Origin of the sequence: Bacillus hominis (assembly GCF_030348325.1) — a bacterium.
GTDB lineage: Bacteria > Bacillota > Bacilli > Bacillales > Bacillaceae_G > Bacillus_A > Bacillus_A hominis.
The window spans coordinates 2,973,237-2,988,829 of record NZ_JAUCFS010000005.1; the positions used below are offsets into that span (position 1 = coordinate 2,973,237).

Sequence of the window (15,593 nt, forward strand, 5' to 3'; positions counted from 1 at the left end):
ACTACGGTAGTCAAAGTGAATTCAGCAAAAGGTAAGGAGAATGCTAAATTATAGATCGGTAGCGCTCATTACACAGAACGACCGAATACTTTAACCCGTAGTCCAGTTCTTTCATTGGGAACTAGGTAGAAACGCTCGGACCATATTACCGAGTATATACGAGTGATGTTATTCAAAATTATTATATGGATAATATAACAAACTATTAGTGTATGCGCAATAAAAATATGAACGTTTTTTGCATAAAATTTTAAAATGTTCGTTTTTTAAATGATAAATCAATAGAAAACCCTATTTTCACAATGTGTTATACCGAAAAAAATATATCCTAAACTAGATTAACCCACAACAACCACCCAAAAATAAAAAGAAGCTCCATAAAACTAGAACTTCTTTTCCTATGTATATTTACTTCGTTACTTCACCAAACTGCGCTCTCGTCACTTTCGCCAAGTCATCAACTTTCAGCTCAATTTGCACGCCAATTTTCCCGCCGCTTACAATAATCGTTTCAAGTGATCGGGCGCTTTCAGCGATACATGTAGAAAATAACTTCTTCATGCCGACTGGTGAACAACCGCCGCGAATATACCCTGAAACTTTCGTAATATCTTTAACAGGAATCATTTCAATCTTCTTTTCACTTACTGCTTTTGCGGCTGCTTTTAAATTTAGTTCCTCATCTACTGGAATGATAAAAACATGATAATTTTTACTATTCCCTTGAGCGATTAACGTTTTATATACTTCTCTCACTTCTCGTCCAATTTTCTCCGCTACTGATACACCATCAATTTTCCCATCATCTGGATTATATGACATCATCGAATATTCGATTTTTTCTTTATCTAATATTCGCATCGCATTTGTTTTATCTTTTTTCATAGTGATCTCCTTAAAAGGTTATTTCATATTATTAAGTTTTCTTTTATTATACACTCTTTTCCATTTCTCCTACATAACTTCACGTATATTTCAAAACTAAAAATATTGATAATTCAAAAATCATCTGATATAATTTTGAAAAACTTATTGTAAGGAGAGATTTCTTATGCGTACTATTAATACTTCTTTCCAACTTCATCATACGTAACGCCGTGTATCCGAAGAAAAATTTTTCTTCGTGGGTACAGGGCTTTTCCTGTTGACCCACGAAGCGTTCATAAAGCTATGTGGGTATTTTTATACCTGCATAGCTTTTTTTAATTTAAAAGAGGAGTGATTACTATGGAAATGAAAAATGTAAAAGGAACGAAAGACTATTTACCAGAGGAACAAGTGCTGCGAAATAAAATTAAAAGGGCTTGTGAAGATACGTTTGAACGTTATGGCTGTAAACCGTTAGAGACACCAACGTTAAATATGTATGAACTTATGTCTTACAAGTACGGCGGTGGTGATGAAATTTTAAAAGAAATATATACACTGCAAGATCAAGGGAAACGCGAGCTTGCCTTACGCTACGATTTAACAATTCCATTCGCAAAAGTTGTGGCGATGAATCCAAATATTCGCCTCCCTTTTAAACGCTATGAAATTGGAAAAGTATTTCGAGATGGTCCAATTAAGCAAGGACGATTCCGTGAATTCATTCAATGCGATGTTGATATAGTTGGTGTAGAATCAGTCATGGCAGAAGCTGAACTCATGAGCATGGCATTTGAACTATTCCGAACGTTAAACTTAGAAGTAACGATTCAATATAACAATCGAAAATTATTAAATGGTATTCTCCAATCTATTAACATCCCTACCGAATTAACGAGTGACGTAATTTTATCATTGGATAAAATCGAAAAGATTGGGATTGATGGTGTACGAAAAGATGTATTGGAGCGCGGGATTACTGTAGAAATGGCCGATACAATATGTAATACTGTTTTATCTTGCCTAAAGCTCCCTATAGCCGACTTTAAAGACACTTTCAATAATACACTTGTCGCCGATGGAGTAGAGGAACTACAACAACTACAGCAATATTTAATCGCCCTCGGAATAAATGAAAATACGATATTCAATCCGTTTTTAGCAAGAGGACTCACAATGTATACAGGTACTGTGTATGAAATTTTTCTAAAAGATGGCACGATTACATCTAGCATCGGTAGCGGTGGTCGATACGATAATATTATTGGAGCATTCCGTGGTGATAATATGAACTATCCAACAGTCGGTATTTCATTCGGTTTAGACGTTATTTATACAGCACTATCACAGAAAGAAACCATATCATCTACAGCGAATTTATTTATCATCCCACTCGGGACAGAATTACAATGCTTACAAATTGCCCAGCAATTGCGTTCTACTACTTCCTTAAAAATCGAACTTGAATTAGCCGGACGTAAATTGAAACGTGCCCTTAATTATGCCAATAAAGAGAATATCCCGTATGTACTTATTATTGGGGAAGAAGAATTAGCTACAGAAACTGCTGTACTGCGGAATATGAAAGAAGGTAATGAAGTAAAGGTCCCCCTTTCTTCTTTGAAAGATAATACGTTAAATAATTATTTTAATGTGCCTACTATATGAAGTGTTCTCAACATGTAAGTTATGTAAGCTAAAAAGTGGCTGTCCGACGTGACAGCCACTTTTTCTTTTTCACTTGGTGAACAGAACCTTAGCACGTGAAATTATAGCTTCCTATATTTTCATAGCTAATAAACTTCCTTTTTACTTAATTAATTTCTCCCTAATAAGTTGTAAGACCTGTATTCCGATAGGAGTGATTGTCGTACCTTGCTTCTTAACGCCTATTGCGACACAGCCACAACGTTTGAGAATCAATAGCTTATTACGAATTTGAGCTTCAGACAATGGACGGGAGACCAATGAACATAAGAGTGTTCGTCCCGCTCGCTCCTGCCGTTTACTAATATTCCATAGGATCGTCAATATTTCCTCATAATCCATTAGAGAACCGTGACGTGACAAGAATTGGAGAATGTCCTCTCTTTCCACTGTTTCCGCTTCGGCTGTTACACCATTAGAACGTGACAAAAAGACGTGGTTATTCAATATACGTTCAGGAATATGTTGTAATTTCACTGTATTTCCTTCTACGATTACTTTCAAGTACTTAACAAAATTTTCTAACTCCCGAATATTCCCCGGCCAACTGTAGTTTAAAAGAACATTTTTCACTTCAGGTGTAAATTGTAGATTTATCCCATTATCACACAGGAAAAAGTCAATGAGAATAAAAAGATCTTCTTGCCGTTCTCTAAGATTTGGGATATTTAATGGTAAAACGTTTAGCCTATAGTACAAATCTTCTCGAAAATCACCCTTCGACACCATACTATTCAAGTTTCGATTTGTGGCAGCAATCACCCTAACATTAATAGGAATTACGCGATTTCCTCCTACCCGCATTACTTGCCGTTCTTGGAGCACACGCAACAAAGCAGCCTGAATACTGAGAGGAGCATCCCCAATCTCATCCAGAAAAATGGTTCCATTATGAGCCAATTCAAATAGACCCATTTTCCCTCCTTTTTTAGCTCCTGTGAAAGAGCCTTCTTCGTATCCAAACAATTCACTTTCTGCCAAACTTTCTGTAAGACCGGCAAAATTGACCGGGACGAATGGGCCATCCCGCCGTGTGGAATACTTATGAATTGCTTGAGCAAATACTTCTTTTCCTGTACCGTTTTCTCCGGTGATTAATACAGTAAAGTCACTTTCTGCTAGTCTGACAGCGACCTGTTTCGTAGATATTATGGAATCGCTTACACCGATGATATTTTCAAAAGAATATTTTGTCGTTAATCCTAGACGGCTACTATTTTTGCGGATTTCCTGTTCATTTCTTTGAACAATTGTGACATCCTGAAACGTAACAACGACGCCCATCAAATGCCCGTCCATGATCATAGGAACCTTAGTAACCAGAAGAACCTTGTTCCGTATCTCTAATAATTGATTGGCCTCCTCCACATGAGACTGAAAAATTTGATTCAGATTAAACTCTGGAACTACATCCCAACACGTCTTTCCAAAGCAATTCTTTGCAGACAAGCCGAGAATTTTCTCCGCTTCTTCATTAAAAACCGTAATGTCTCCACATTCATCCATACTGATAATCCCTTCGTGAACAGCATTCAATACGGATTCCAGTTTTTGATTTAACCGCTTCTCATTATTTACGGAGTTAGCTAAATTTCTTCCGAGGCGGACAAAATCACTAAAAAACTCCGCTGTATAGAAATGCGCATTTTCTATAGGCAAATTCAATTGTTGAGCAATATCATAAATCGTTGTCAAATCAATTGGGCGTATGCCTAAATCAATTATTTTGCCAATTGTCGCCGGGACAAGTTCTTTTAATCCATGAGTAACCGCCACATCGATCCCCTCAAGTGCAGGCTGGATTTCAGTTGGCTGCGAAACATATGGAATAAAATGCAAATGATCAAACCCCAGGCGATTCAAAAGCTCAATGGCATCTAAAATCGTATCCATACTGTTTGAAACAAATAAACATCGGGTTCCCGGAGCTAAATCCATCAGTTTTTCGAGATTTGGCAAATGAACGGTTCTTCTGGCAAACAGTGCCCGCTCATGGAATGATTTTGGTAAACGCTCCAACATACTTTCCGCAGAAACTAGAATCAGTTCACACTCATCCACTAATTTGCTATCTAGCTCCCCATGTTCATGAACGGTATAAACTTGAATATTGGTACCGAAAAACATTCTCAAATTAGTTTCAAAGGTTTGTGCTAGTTTTTCCCCTCTTGTTAGCAGTAAAATACTTGGTCTCTCCATTTTTCTCTCCTCTTAAAACCCTTTTTAAAAATAATAATAACTTAAACACAAACCTAAAACTATACCTCATAAAACTTCTGTTGGAGTATTCCAAGGAAACCAAACAACCATTAGAGGAAGTTGTTCATTTTTCACACTTTCCTATGCTAAAAAATGTAAGTACCAAACCTGAAGTTCCATTTTTATGTATGAAAATTATAATTTACGAAGTAGGTGGGCTATTAGAGCAGCCCTAACTGGAAGCTGTTCGATTTCAATATGTTCATTTTCAGCATGGATACCTTCTCCAACTGGCCCTAACCCATCTAGCGTTGGAATGCCTAACGCAGAAGTAAAACTCCCATCACTTCCCCCACCCACTGATTCCTCAGTCAAGTGAAAACCTAATTTAGATGAGCATATTTTTGCCAGGTTAAACAACTTTGCATTCTCAGCTGTTCTTTCCATGGGCGGGCGGGTAACTCCACCTGAAACCAGTAAGGATACCCCTTCCAAATGTGGCTTTAACCCATAAATAATTTTTGAAATACGCTCCCCCTCATCGAACTGGCTGATCCGCAGATCCACAGCCAATTCCGCTCGTTCTGCTACCACATTCCCGGCACTCCCTCCTCTTACTGCGCCGACATTTAAAGTTGTATCCAACTCATAATCAGTAAGTGAGTGCAAGAATAAAATCTGATGAGCCATTTCCTGTACCGCGCTGATTCCATTTTGATGATTATGCCCTGCATGTGCTGCTTTTCCTTTAATCTGGATTGAAAACTTACCAATTCCTTTTCGAGCCGTTTTAAGTGCACCTGTATGTGCCGCTGCTGGCTCCGGAACGAGAACAGCTTGACTCTTTAAAGCTTCCTGTTCAATCAATGCCCTAGATGTATTGCTTCCAATCTCTTCATCGCTAGTGCAAAAGAAAATAATTTTCTTATTTAAGGTAATTCCCAACTCACGGCAGGCTTTCAAGGCCCAAAGAGCTTGGATAATTCCTCCTTTCATATCTAGGATGCCTGGCCCATACGCCTTGTTTCCTTCTACTCGGTAGGAAAGTCTTCCCACCTCCCAGACAGTATCAAAATGACAGATAATTAAGATTTGGTCATCGCCTTTCCCATAACTAAACCGCAGATGATTCCCCACATGTTCCTGAGAAATCACTTCTGCCTCAATGTCAAGATACTCCTTAAACAGCTGTTGAATCACTTCTCCACATTGATCTACCTGCATTTTCGAGCGCGAAGGCGACTCAGCTAGCACAATTTTTTTTAGATCCTTCAAGATTTCTTCTTGGTGTTGCTTTAAATATTCTAATACGTTATCCATATTTGAAGTCTCCTTTATTAATGGTCAATTTCTTAAAAAGGCCCCCAGTTGATCATCATGCCGAGAATAATGAAAAAACATGAGAGAACAAACCAAACTGCCGTTAATGGAATCATGAATTTCAACCATTTTCCATAAGAGATGCCACTCATTACTAATATCCCCATCAATACACCGGATGTCGGATTGATGGTATTTACTAATCCTTCCCCAAAAATAACTGCCTGGACAGCTACTTGACGTGTAATATGTAGCAAATCTGCCAAAGGAACAAGAATCGGCATCAACACCGTCGCTTCCCCAGAACCTGAAGAAATTAAAAAGTGTAGTGCTGCACTTCCAATAAACATTCCAATCGAAGCAGCAGTTGGTGACAACGGTTCAAGGAATTGAGCCAACGTATTGACGATGGTATCTAATATCATTGCATCCTCAAGGATTAAGCCCACTGCTCTGGCCATCCCTACAATAAGAGCTCCATAGACCATTTGTTTACAACCTTGAATAAATGTCAATGCAATATCATTTGCACTCATTCGAGCAATCAAACCAGCGCCGATGGCAATAAAAATGAAAAGACCAGCCATTTCATTTTCTGTCCATTTATATATCTGAGAGAAAATTATAAAACCTAACAGAGACAATCCCGCAAACGATAAAATTAATTTTTGCTGCAAGGAAACCGTTACCGTCGTCTCCACTTCAGCACTTTTCACTACACTCTCAGAATTGAACGATTCTGGACCAAGGATACTCTTTGTTGGGTCTTTTCGAATTTTGCGTGCATATAAATATATATAAATAAGAGTAACAGCCAAAAATGTTAGGTAGATAATAATCCGGTAGCCCATTCCCGAAAAAAGCGGAAGTTCAGCAATACGCTGAGATAGTCCAAGCGTTTGAGGAGCGAAAACCGGTACGTTCCAACCAGCATAGGTTCCTAGATAAATAAGAGAAACACCGAAAATAGGATCCAATTTCAATTCACGTGCAATAAGTAATCCTAACGGTATGAAAGCGATTACCGAATTAACCACAATCCCAGTCGTTCCCAAAACAGAAAATAGCAATCCTACAGGAATAATTAAAAACAGCAAGCGATTTCTGAATCGAGTAAGAGTTGCCTTAAGAAACGCATCAATTGCACCTGATTTTTCAATGACTGCTAAGGCTCCGCTTGTAAATAGAATAAGGAAAATAAGTGGTGCACCTTTTACCATTCCGTGTTGAATTGTAGTAAAGAAGTCTACAAAACCTGTTGGATTTGAATCAATATAATGAAAACTTCCAGGCACAGTTAGAGTGATATCCCCTTTTTTTATCTTTTCAAATCCACCTGCCGGTAAAATATATGTAGCAATAGCACAAATCAATGCAACAAAAAATAATAAAACATAAGCGTCAGGCTGTACGAACCTTTTTTTCTTCTCTACTCTCACCTGATTAGCTGTTTTTTCAACAGCTTCCTCTTTCCTAATAGATTGCATAAAGTGTCCTCCAATTCAAAAGTTCTATTTTCACCTTGCTCCTCCTCTATCTTTTGAAACATTCCCCCCATTATTTTGATTAGCTCCTCAATAGGCTACCCACCCCAATCCATCGTATTATAAAATTCGGAACTCACAATTTCTTATCTAGCAAGAATCATGCCAATTTAAAATACCACAAATATTCTGTTAAATGATAACATACGGGCAGTTTTTAGGTGTTTTTTTAGTTATTGGATAACCTATAATACAACCATTATTGTAAGTTGAAAAGATTCATAAAATAAAAAGAAGCTCCATAAAAATAGAACTTCTTTTCCTATGTATATTTACTTCGTTACCTCACCAAACTACACTCTCGTCACGTTCATCAAATCTTCAACTTTAAGCCCAATTTGCACATCAATATCATAACTCTCCATAAACCAGCTCAAAATAAGAGATAGTTAGTTTGGATTATTCAAGAAACAAAATAGAAGAGACTTTTTCCTTATTATCTTTCATATTAAAATAAACAGGAACCACTACCACTGTACTAATTGTAACTAAAATTAAAAACAGAGAATCTAAAATAGACGCCAAAACTAAACAACCAAAGAAGCACCCTAAAAATACAAAAAATCTTCTTAAAAACCTCGGAAGAAACGGATTACTCAATAAAAACACTTTCCTTTTTTTGCCAATGATTTTATTCTAAACATCACTAAAATACAATAAAATAATGTACTTTTAAAATTTTTTTATTTTTAATTTCTATTCACACAAACTTTGGACTATAACCAGTCCTGTAACAGACCTAACTTTACATAATATAATTATCGATCACTATAAATGTGAACAAAAAACATGTCCATTCACCCACTATATTTGGTACCATATTCATAAGTACATATTATTTAGGAGGAATTAACTTTGAAGGCAGTCGTAAAAGCACTAAAGTGGACTACAGGTATCTCTCATCTTTTATTAATTCCTTATTATTTACTTCAAGGACTAGTTGACTTATATGGGATACCGCTACTTACAGTAATTACTTTACACATCATTACAATTTTATTAGCTAAAAAGGAAGGCATGAAAACCTATGCTAATTATATAGGAATCCTCACTATTCTAGTTGCTTTCTTTCCCTATATACAAATCGCTATACATATTATAGCGTCGATTTTCCTTCTATTAGATGCAGCTTCCACGAACACAAAAGAAGTTTATGATTCATAGTGGATTGAAAACAGAAATTAGAGGAAGGTTTTTCAACCATATACAAAAAAGAGGGCAGATATGCATCTCCCTCTTTTGTCTAACTATTTTTATTCTTGTTCTTGCTCGTCCAAAATCTTCTCAAACGCAGCAGATACTTTTTCAAATACCTCATCACTCTCTATGTATGAGAATTCATTATCTTCTTCTACTTTTAAAAAGAAGATATCAATGTCTTCCTCTGTTTCTGTTTGAATGTCTTCTACAAAGGCAACCGCAATGTATTCTGCTCCTTCGACATCCATCGCTCCAAGCACTTCAACTTCCTGCTCTTCATTATTCTCATCGCTAAGACTAAAAATTTCGCCTACTTCAATTGCTTCCATATTCATTCTCCTCCTATCATACTCTAAAAAATAAAACGTTCACATTGCACACTTACTAACATATCTTTCCATAAAAAAGTTGAATTCATACAGAAAGAACAACAAATTCTTGCTGGTTCAGCAAAAGTATTCAACTATAAGGATATCATTTATGAATAGGAATGAACATATTTTAAATTAGATAATGGGATTAACTAATTTAAAATCCTCCTTTAGATTTTCGAAAGACCTCCATGTTCCATAATGATTCTTTCATATAGGCAGCAGGCATGCCACCTTTCAATCTGTAATAGTACCTCATACCCTGATTCGTTTCCGTACGTTTTTAGGATGAGAGATGAATCCTTCTATATAAACTAAAGAGATTTATGCAGTAATTCCAGTACATCTTTCATCGCAAAAGGACCGTCTTTTTTTACATGTTCAGCGAATTCAGAAACGAGACGTAATGTTTTCACACTTTCGATTGGATGATCCCCTGACGCACTTTCAGCAGAAAGCATAACAGCATTCGTTCCGTCCAATACAGCTTGAAATACATCAGTCACCTCAGCTCTTGTAGGAATAGAATGATCTACCATAGATTGAAGCATCTGTGTCGCTGTAATTACATATGTATTCGATTGATTGCACTCACGAATCATCATTTTTTGTAACAGTGGAATAAATTGATACGGCAATTCCACACCTAAATCTCCCCTTGCGATCATAATGCCATCTGCTTCTTTGCATATGTCTTGAAAATTCTCGATTGCTTCCATCGTTTCTATTTTTGCAATTAAATGGGGCGAAGTTTCTTTATGCTCTTGTATAAAATCTCGTATTTCCTTTATATGACTAGGTTTTCGCACAAAGGAACACGCAATAAAATCAACATTCTCTTCTAAAAGAAACTGAATGTCTTTTTTATCTTTCTCTGTAATAGCTGGTAAACTAACAATTGCACCTGGTAAGTTTACCCCTTTATGAGAGGCAATATTTCCACCTGTTTTTATCCTCGTTTCTATTTTGTCCTTACTCACCTTTTCAACAATTAACTCAACTTCTCCATCATTAATAAGAATCCTACTTCCAACTTTCACGTCATTCGCAATCCCTACATAATCAACACTTGCTTCTTCTTTATTCCCTTGAACTGGATTTGTATGTAAAATAAATAACTCCCCTGCTTCAAGTGTAATTTGTTCCTCTTTCATTTCACCCAATCTTATTTTAGGACCTTGTACATCCCCTAGAATTTTAATAGAATCGTCTAACGATTTTACTAAACGAATGATTGTTTTATGACTTTCATGCGTGCCATGTGATAAATTTAGCCGAACAATTTTCATACCATTGTTTATTAACTGAGTTAATGTTTCTTCATTATTACTTGCTGGCCCAATTGTACAAACTCGATCAATTGTCATTTTTCCACCATCCTTTTTCAAATGTTTCCCTAAAAACAAAGAGAAGATTCTTTTTATAGGAAAGACCGTAACTTAAAGGTGCACAGAGGTTTTATATGCGGAGAAGAGATTGCTGAAAAAGTAGCTTGAATTTAACTTTTTGTGTCCAATATTTTGACTCAATCGTTATTGTTAGTTTCGTTGCAATAGGGTACTACTAATAATAAATCTTGTTTTACATACGAACGTTAGATTGTTATATCGAAAACAACCTATGGAGGAACCACAATGACTAATCTTCGTAAAAAAATAATGGGACTAACATTAGCAGGAACAGTAGCACTAGGTTCATTAGCTACAGGAAGCATGATGAAAGATAACGTGGTACAAGCTGAGGTGAAAAAAGCAGGAAAGCAACCTAAAAATGTAATTTTCATGGTTATAGATGGAACAAGCTCTTCTGCTACAACATTAGCCCGGTGGTACAAAGGTTCACCTCTTGCACTAGATCAAATTGTATCCGGAGGTGTTCGTACTTATTCAGCAGAATCGGCTATTACGGACTCTGCACCGGCAGCCACAGCTTTAGCGACAGGAAATAAATCCAATTCAGGCTACGTGGGCGTATTACCTTCTGTTGTGAATTCACCTGGCTTAGAACCCATTAAAGACGAATGCAAGTTTCGTCCAGTTGCCAACGTCTTAGAAGGTGCAAAACATTCAGGCCGCGCAACAGGAATCGTTGCTACATCAGAAATTCAGCATGCTACTCCGGCTAGTTTCTCTGCCCACCATGCTAACCGTAAGAATTTTGAAGTAATTGGTGAACAGCAAGTTTATCAAAATATAGAAGTTGTATTAGGTGGTGGAAAGGCAGCACTTCAACCTAAGGCAAGCAATGGGATTCGTAAAGACAACGAAGATTTAGTAAAAGCGATTCAAGGCAAAGGGTACGACTTTGTCGAAACAAAAGATGCGTTATTAAACTCCAAATCAAATAAAATCTGGGGTTCTTTCTCTAATACTGCCCTTGCGTTCGATATGGATCGTGAAGCAAATCATCCCGAGCAGCCAACTCTTTCTCAGATGACGAGAAAAGCAATTCAAACATTATCAAAAGATAAAGATGGTTTCTTTTTATTCGTAGAAGGCAGTAAGGCAGATTGGGCAGCACATGCAAATGACCCAATCGGTATGATTAGCGATGTATTGGCGTTTGATGATGCGGTTACAGAAGCATTAACATTTGCGAAGAAAGATGGTAACACTATGGTCATTGCTTTAGCAGATCACGGTAATAGCGGTATTTCCATCGGTAACAGCAATACAACGAAAGGATATGATACCACACCAGTATCAGCTTACATTGACCCACTGAAAAAGGCAAAACTGACACTTGAAGGTGCTACCAATAAACTAAGAGATGATTTATCTAATATAAAAGAAGTAGCTGCTCTTTACGGTTTAGACAACCTAACTGCTGATGAAAGAGAAAAGTTAAAAGCCGCACAAAAGAAAATTGATGTAGGTCCAATCCTTACTAAATTATTGGCCAACCGTGCGAACATCGGTTTTACAACTGGTGGTCATACGGGGGAAGATGTATTCTTATATTCTTACGGTCCTCAAAAGCCATACGGTTTAGTCCAAAATACAGACATTGCGAAAATAATGGCCAAAGCAATGAGCTTTCAATTAGGAGAAATAACTAAGAAATTATTTTTAGATGCTGAAACAGCCTTTAAACAAATTGGCGCAACTGTAACGATTGACAAAAAAGATGTACGAAACCCAGTGCTTGTAGTAAAACGCAATAACACAGAGGCCAAATTGTTTGTTAATAAAAATATTATCTATATCAGTGGGAAAGGTCATGAATTAGGAAGCATCGTTGTAGAAAGCAATGGGAAATTCTATGTACCTGAAAAAGCAATTCAACTATTCGCAATGCATTCTCGCTAAAAAAATTGCCTCTTAGTATACAGGCAATTTTTTTTAGTAAAAGGATTGTTTCATTATATTTCGCTATTGTAAACAACTTCACAATATTTACATATTTCTAAAACTAATTGATGTAATTGCAAACATTCTTCTTTTATATTTACTACCCCTAACATACAATACATTTGGAAGCTATTTTTTGTAATTTTATACCATTAAAACGTTTAATAAATTTGGGGGAAGTCAAAATGAACAGTCTCTTTAACCAAAAACCTATTAATGTTTGGCGCGCAATTTTTAGTATTTTATTAATTATCATTGCTTATCTAGGTTTAGTATTTTCAGAAATACTTATTAGCTTCACATTTTTGGCGATAGCAGGTTTGGTTGGATTATATGTAACCTACGGACTAGATGGTATTAAGTTAGCTTTTAGTCCCTTACAAAAGGGAGCAACTAAAATCATTTTGATAAGTTACGTATGGAACATTTTACAAAGTTTTGCTATCGCACTATCACTGAAATATATTTTCCATTATCAATTTGCTACTAATGCAGCTAGTGGTATTTTTGAACACAATACTCCCGTTCAATCTATTCTTAATTTTGTAATTATTGCATTCAGTTTAATTGGTGAAGAATGTTTAGTTCTAGTCCCATCAATACTAGGGATCTACTATTTAAAAAGAAAAGGAATTAATGAAAAATGGGCAATGATTTTAATAACACTTATTGGAGCATTTATTTTCGGTTTAGCACACTATTTTACATACCAAGGAAATTTGATTCAGATTTTTGCTGTCATCGCTTTAGCTAGATTACCTTTCAACTGGGCTGCATTTAAAGCTAATTCAATATGGGCAAGTGCTATCGCGCATATCCTATTTGATGTTTCTACTTTCTTATTAACATTGTTAAGTTAGAATATATTTAATAAAACTATATTAAGGAGCACTTTTACGAAGTGCTCTTTTTCGAGTCTCACATACTTACAAAATAAAATTTCCGTTAAAAATAACAAGTTTTAAAAATTACTAAATTACAAATTTAAATAGAATAAGACAACTACCTCAACAACCGAAAAAAAGACCTACTCACACGAGTAGGCTTTTGAAACTATGAAAGCTTCGTCAATAACTGATTTAAATCTTTTTTCGTTTTCGTCGTTAATGACTTCATTTTATTAACATCTATCTTTTCTTTTTCCGCTCTTATAATTAATGGATACAAACTTTGTTCAATCGTTTTGTATTCAGTTGGATGTGATGCCTCTATATCTTTTTCAATTACATCCCACTTCTCATTAATTTGTTTTCCAAGTTTATTTACTGTTTCTAATTTAGGATTTGCAGCTAATTGCTTGTCTAAGCTTTCAATTAACGCAACAACTTCTTTTACATTTGCTTTCACAGCGACGTTTTTCTTCGGATCTTTCGTTGTTTTTCCGTTATTGTTTGTACTTGTGCTTTGATCTGTTGTTTTCCCGCTAGTAGTTTGATCATTCGTTTTTCCTGTCGTTTCTTTTTCTTTTGTTGTTTTGCCGTTACTTTCTGTTCCTGATGATTCTTTTGTATTTTTTGCATCCTTATCTGTTTTTTCATTTGAAGAAGTATCTGTGTCTTTTTCGGTATCTTTCGTTGTTTTTGACGCTTCATCTGCACTTGTCGTTTTTGATTGCTCTTCATTCTGTGTAGTTGCTTGATCCTTCTTAGCTTCATCTTTATCTGTGAAGGTACTACAAGCTGCCATTGTAAGCATTGTACCAATTGCTACTGATGCGATAGCGACCTTTTTCATTTTCATATAAATCCCCCTATGTTTATATAATTTATCCCGCATTAACGGGCAGTAAGACTCCCACCTCAAAGGTCGGATGGAGCAAAGAAGTTAGGTGGGAGTCGGGCTGCCCGTAAATGCCCGATTGGTTCAACTAATAATCAGTGGGGGACGAACAAAACCCCCACTGACTAAAGTTTCACTTTATCCTCCCCTTTACGATTCTATTTCCCTTAAAAAAATCCCTTTCCACACGAATCACCATCTTTCCGACAGTAATCTTCATAATAATACGTACAAAAAACGATAAATTTATTTTAATATTCGAGTTTCTTCTACCTCATTTTTCTCCTCTGTAGCAAAAGAAAAAGAGTATATTGTCACATGAAGATTTACAATCTACAAATAACAACATACTCTCCTATCAATTTTTTATCTTTCTTGACATTTTATTTATACAAAAAAACAAAATAATTCCTATTTTTTTTGTTTCTCAACACCTGTTAACATAATATTTTTATGAATAACCACCATTCGAATGTATGACTTGCCCAGTAACCCACCTCGCTTCTTCACTTACTAAAAAAGCAATTAAACGTGCAGCATCCATGGATTCTCCAACTCTACCTTGCGGGAATTTCCATACTAAATGATGCTGTAATTCCTCTGTAATCCATCCTGTATTCGTCGGTCCTGGATCAACAGCATTCACTGTAATCCCTTTTTCCATAGCAACTGGTGCAACTGACTTTGTAAATGCTTCTATTGCTCCCTTTGTTGCTACATATGCCAGTTCATCTGGCATTGGTCCCAACGACTGCCCAGAAGTAAGATTTATAATACTGCCATTCGTTTTGAGTGAAAAGTGTTTAATAAATAATGAACTTAATAGCATAAGGGCACGGACATTGACCGTATAGTGTTTATCTAACTGTTCTACATCTAACTCTTCAATTTTCGTATGAGTAGAATACGCCGCATTATTAATAAGAATAGATGGCTCACCTAAACGTTCTGATACCATATACAATACACGATTAGGTGAATAAGACTGCGATAAGTTGATTTCTGCCATTTCACATCGAACGTCGTAACTTTCAATTTCCTTTTTCAACAAAAAGGGTTCTTGATCATTCATTCCCCACGGCATTGCTTTATCATACCGAGGCCAGTACGTGAAAAAGACGTCTATCCCCTTTTGAGCAAGCACCTTGCATACAGCTGCACCAATTCCATTCAGACGAGTTGCCCCTGTTACAATTGCTATTTTCCTCACCTTTTCTCCTCCATCTAAACATAAATCCTCTGCACGAATACAGAGG

Annotated in this window: 12 protein-coding genes and 1 riboswitch; of the genes, 4 read left to right on the forward strand and 8 right to left on the reverse strand. The window is 36.2% G+C overall.

Translation table 11 applies throughout. The features are described from left to right. Positions 1 to 78 precede the first annotated feature (78 nt). Positions 79 to 182, reverse strand: a riboswitch (purine riboswitch). Positions 183 to 408: 226 nt separating this feature from the next. Then, a complete protein-coding gene (gene ybaK / locus QUF93_RS17900; RefSeq protein ID WP_289359682.1) occupies positions 409 to 885 on the reverse strand; it encodes a Cys-tRNA(Pro) deacylase in 477 nt (158 codons plus the stop codon). A gap of 342 nt (positions 886 to 1,227) precedes the next feature. Between ybaK and QUF93_RS17905 the strand changes: the two genes are divergently transcribed. Then, the gene (locus QUF93_RS17905; RefSeq protein ID WP_289359683.1) at positions 1,228 to 2,535 is read left to right on the forward strand and encodes a histidine--tRNA ligase; all 1,308 of its coding nucleotides are present in this window, start codon (positions 1,228 to 1,230) and stop codon (positions 2,533 to 2,535) included. A 141-nt stretch (positions 2,536 to 2,676) separates the two neighbouring features. Here QUF93_RS17905 and QUF93_RS17910 read toward each other — a convergent pair whose 3' ends face one another. The 3 genes from QUF93_RS17910 to QUF93_RS17920 all read right to left on the reverse strand — a co-directional run bounded on the left by QUF93_RS17910 (position 2,677) and on the right by QUF93_RS17920 (position 7,580). Next, a complete protein-coding gene (locus QUF93_RS17910) occupies positions 2,677 to 4,773 on the reverse strand; it encodes a sigma-54 interaction domain-containing protein (RefSeq protein ID WP_289359685.1) in 2,097 nt (698 codons plus the stop codon). Between the two features lie 195 nt (positions 4,774 to 4,968). Then, positions 4,969 to 6,093 (reverse strand): M20 family metallopeptidase, encoded by a 1,125-nt coding sequence (locus QUF93_RS17915; RefSeq protein WP_289359686.1) that lies wholly within the window; start codon positions 6,091 to 6,093, stop codon positions 4,969 to 4,971. Positions 6,094 to 6,125: 32 nt separating this feature from the next. After that, complete coding sequence (locus QUF93_RS17920) at positions 6,126 to 7,580, reverse strand: YfcC family protein (protein WP_002120886.1); 1,455 nt, start codon at positions 7,578 to 7,580, stop codon at positions 6,126 to 6,128. 912 nt (positions 7,581 to 8,492) lie between these two features. Here QUF93_RS17920 and QUF93_RS17925 point away from each other — a divergent pair. Further along, on the forward strand, positions 8,493 to 8,801 hold the full coding sequence (locus tag QUF93_RS17925; RefSeq protein ID WP_002120891.1) for a hypothetical protein: 309 nt from the start codon (positions 8,493 to 8,495) through the stop codon (positions 8,799 to 8,801). An 89-nt stretch (positions 8,802 to 8,890) separates the two neighbouring features. Here the strand turns inward: QUF93_RS17925 and QUF93_RS17930 are convergent, their stop codons facing one another. Further along, a complete protein-coding gene (locus QUF93_RS17930; RefSeq protein WP_002120893.1) occupies positions 8,891 to 9,166 on the reverse strand; it encodes a DUF1292 domain-containing protein in 276 nt (91 codons plus the stop codon). Positions 9,167 to 9,522: 356 nt separating this feature from the next. Further along, positions 9,523 to 10,575, reverse strand: a complete 1,053-nt coding sequence (locus QUF93_RS17935; protein WP_289359690.1) for a pyruvate kinase — start codon at positions 10,573 to 10,575, stop codon at positions 9,523 to 9,525. A gap of 267 nt (positions 10,576 to 10,842) precedes the next feature. Here QUF93_RS17935 and QUF93_RS17940 point away from each other — a divergent pair, with 267 nt between their 5' ends. Beyond that, positions 10,843 to 12,516, forward strand: coding sequence for an alkaline phosphatase (locus tag QUF93_RS17940; RefSeq protein WP_289359691.1), 1,674 nt, complete (start codon positions 10,843 to 10,845; stop codon positions 12,514 to 12,516). A gap of 227 nt (positions 12,517 to 12,743) precedes the next feature. Then, positions 12,744 to 13,418, forward strand: coding sequence for a CPBP family glutamic-type intramembrane protease (locus QUF93_RS17945; protein WP_289359692.1), 675 nt, complete (start codon positions 12,744 to 12,746; stop codon positions 13,416 to 13,418). A gap of 193 nt (positions 13,419 to 13,611) precedes the next feature. On the opposite strand, the gene QUF93_RS17950 is transcribed toward QUF93_RS17945, so the two are convergent. Next, positions 13,612 to 14,298 (reverse strand): hypothetical protein, encoded by a 687-nt coding sequence (locus QUF93_RS17950; protein ID WP_289359693.1) that lies wholly within the window; start codon positions 14,296 to 14,298, stop codon positions 13,612 to 13,614. Between the two features lie 490 nt (positions 14,299 to 14,788). Next, complete coding sequence (locus QUF93_RS17955; RefSeq protein ID WP_289359694.1) at positions 14,789 to 15,547, reverse strand: SDR family oxidoreductase; 759 nt, start codon at positions 15,545 to 15,547, stop codon at positions 14,789 to 14,791. Positions 15,548 to 15,593: the final 46 nt, after the last annotated feature.

Excerpts from the sequence above, each read along its gene's own strand:
- QUF93_RS17915 (WP_289359686.1), bottom strand. The coding sequence starts at position 6,093 with ATGGATAACGTATTAGAATATTTAAAGCAACACCAAGAAGAAATCTTG.
- QUF93_RS17905 (WP_289359683.1), top strand. The coding sequence starts at position 1,228 with ATGGAAATGAAAAATGTAAAAGGAACGAAAGACTATTTACCAGAGGAA.
- QUF93_RS17910 (WP_289359685.1), bottom strand. The coding sequence starts at position 4,773 with ATGGAGAGACCAAGTATTTTACTGCTAACAAGAGGGGAAAAACTAGCA.
- ybaK (WP_289359682.1), bottom strand. The coding sequence starts at position 885 with ATGAAAAAAGATAAAACAAATGCGATGCGAATATTAGATAAAGAAAAA.
- QUF93_RS17945 (WP_289359692.1), top strand. The coding sequence starts at position 12,744 with ATGAACAGTCTCTTTAACCAAAAACCTATTAATGTTTGGCGCGCAATT.
- QUF93_RS17940 (WP_289359691.1), top strand. The coding sequence starts at position 10,843 with ATGACTAATCTTCGTAAAAAAATAATGGGACTAACATTAGCAGGAACA.
- QUF93_RS17935 (WP_289359690.1), bottom strand. The coding sequence starts at position 10,575 with ATGACAATTGATCGAGTTTGTACAATTGGGCCAGCAAGTAATAATGAA.
- QUF93_RS17920 (WP_002120886.1), bottom strand. The coding sequence starts at position 7,580 with ATGCAATCTATTAGGAAAGAGGAAGCTGTTGAAAAAACAGCTAATCAG.
- QUF93_RS17930 (WP_002120893.1), bottom strand. The coding sequence starts at position 9,166 with ATGGAAGCAATTGAAGTAGGCGAAATTTTTAGTCTTAGCGATGAGAAT.
- QUF93_RS17950 (WP_289359693.1), bottom strand. The coding sequence starts at position 14,298 with ATGAAAATGAAAAAGGTCGCTATCGCATCAGTAGCAATTGGTACAATG.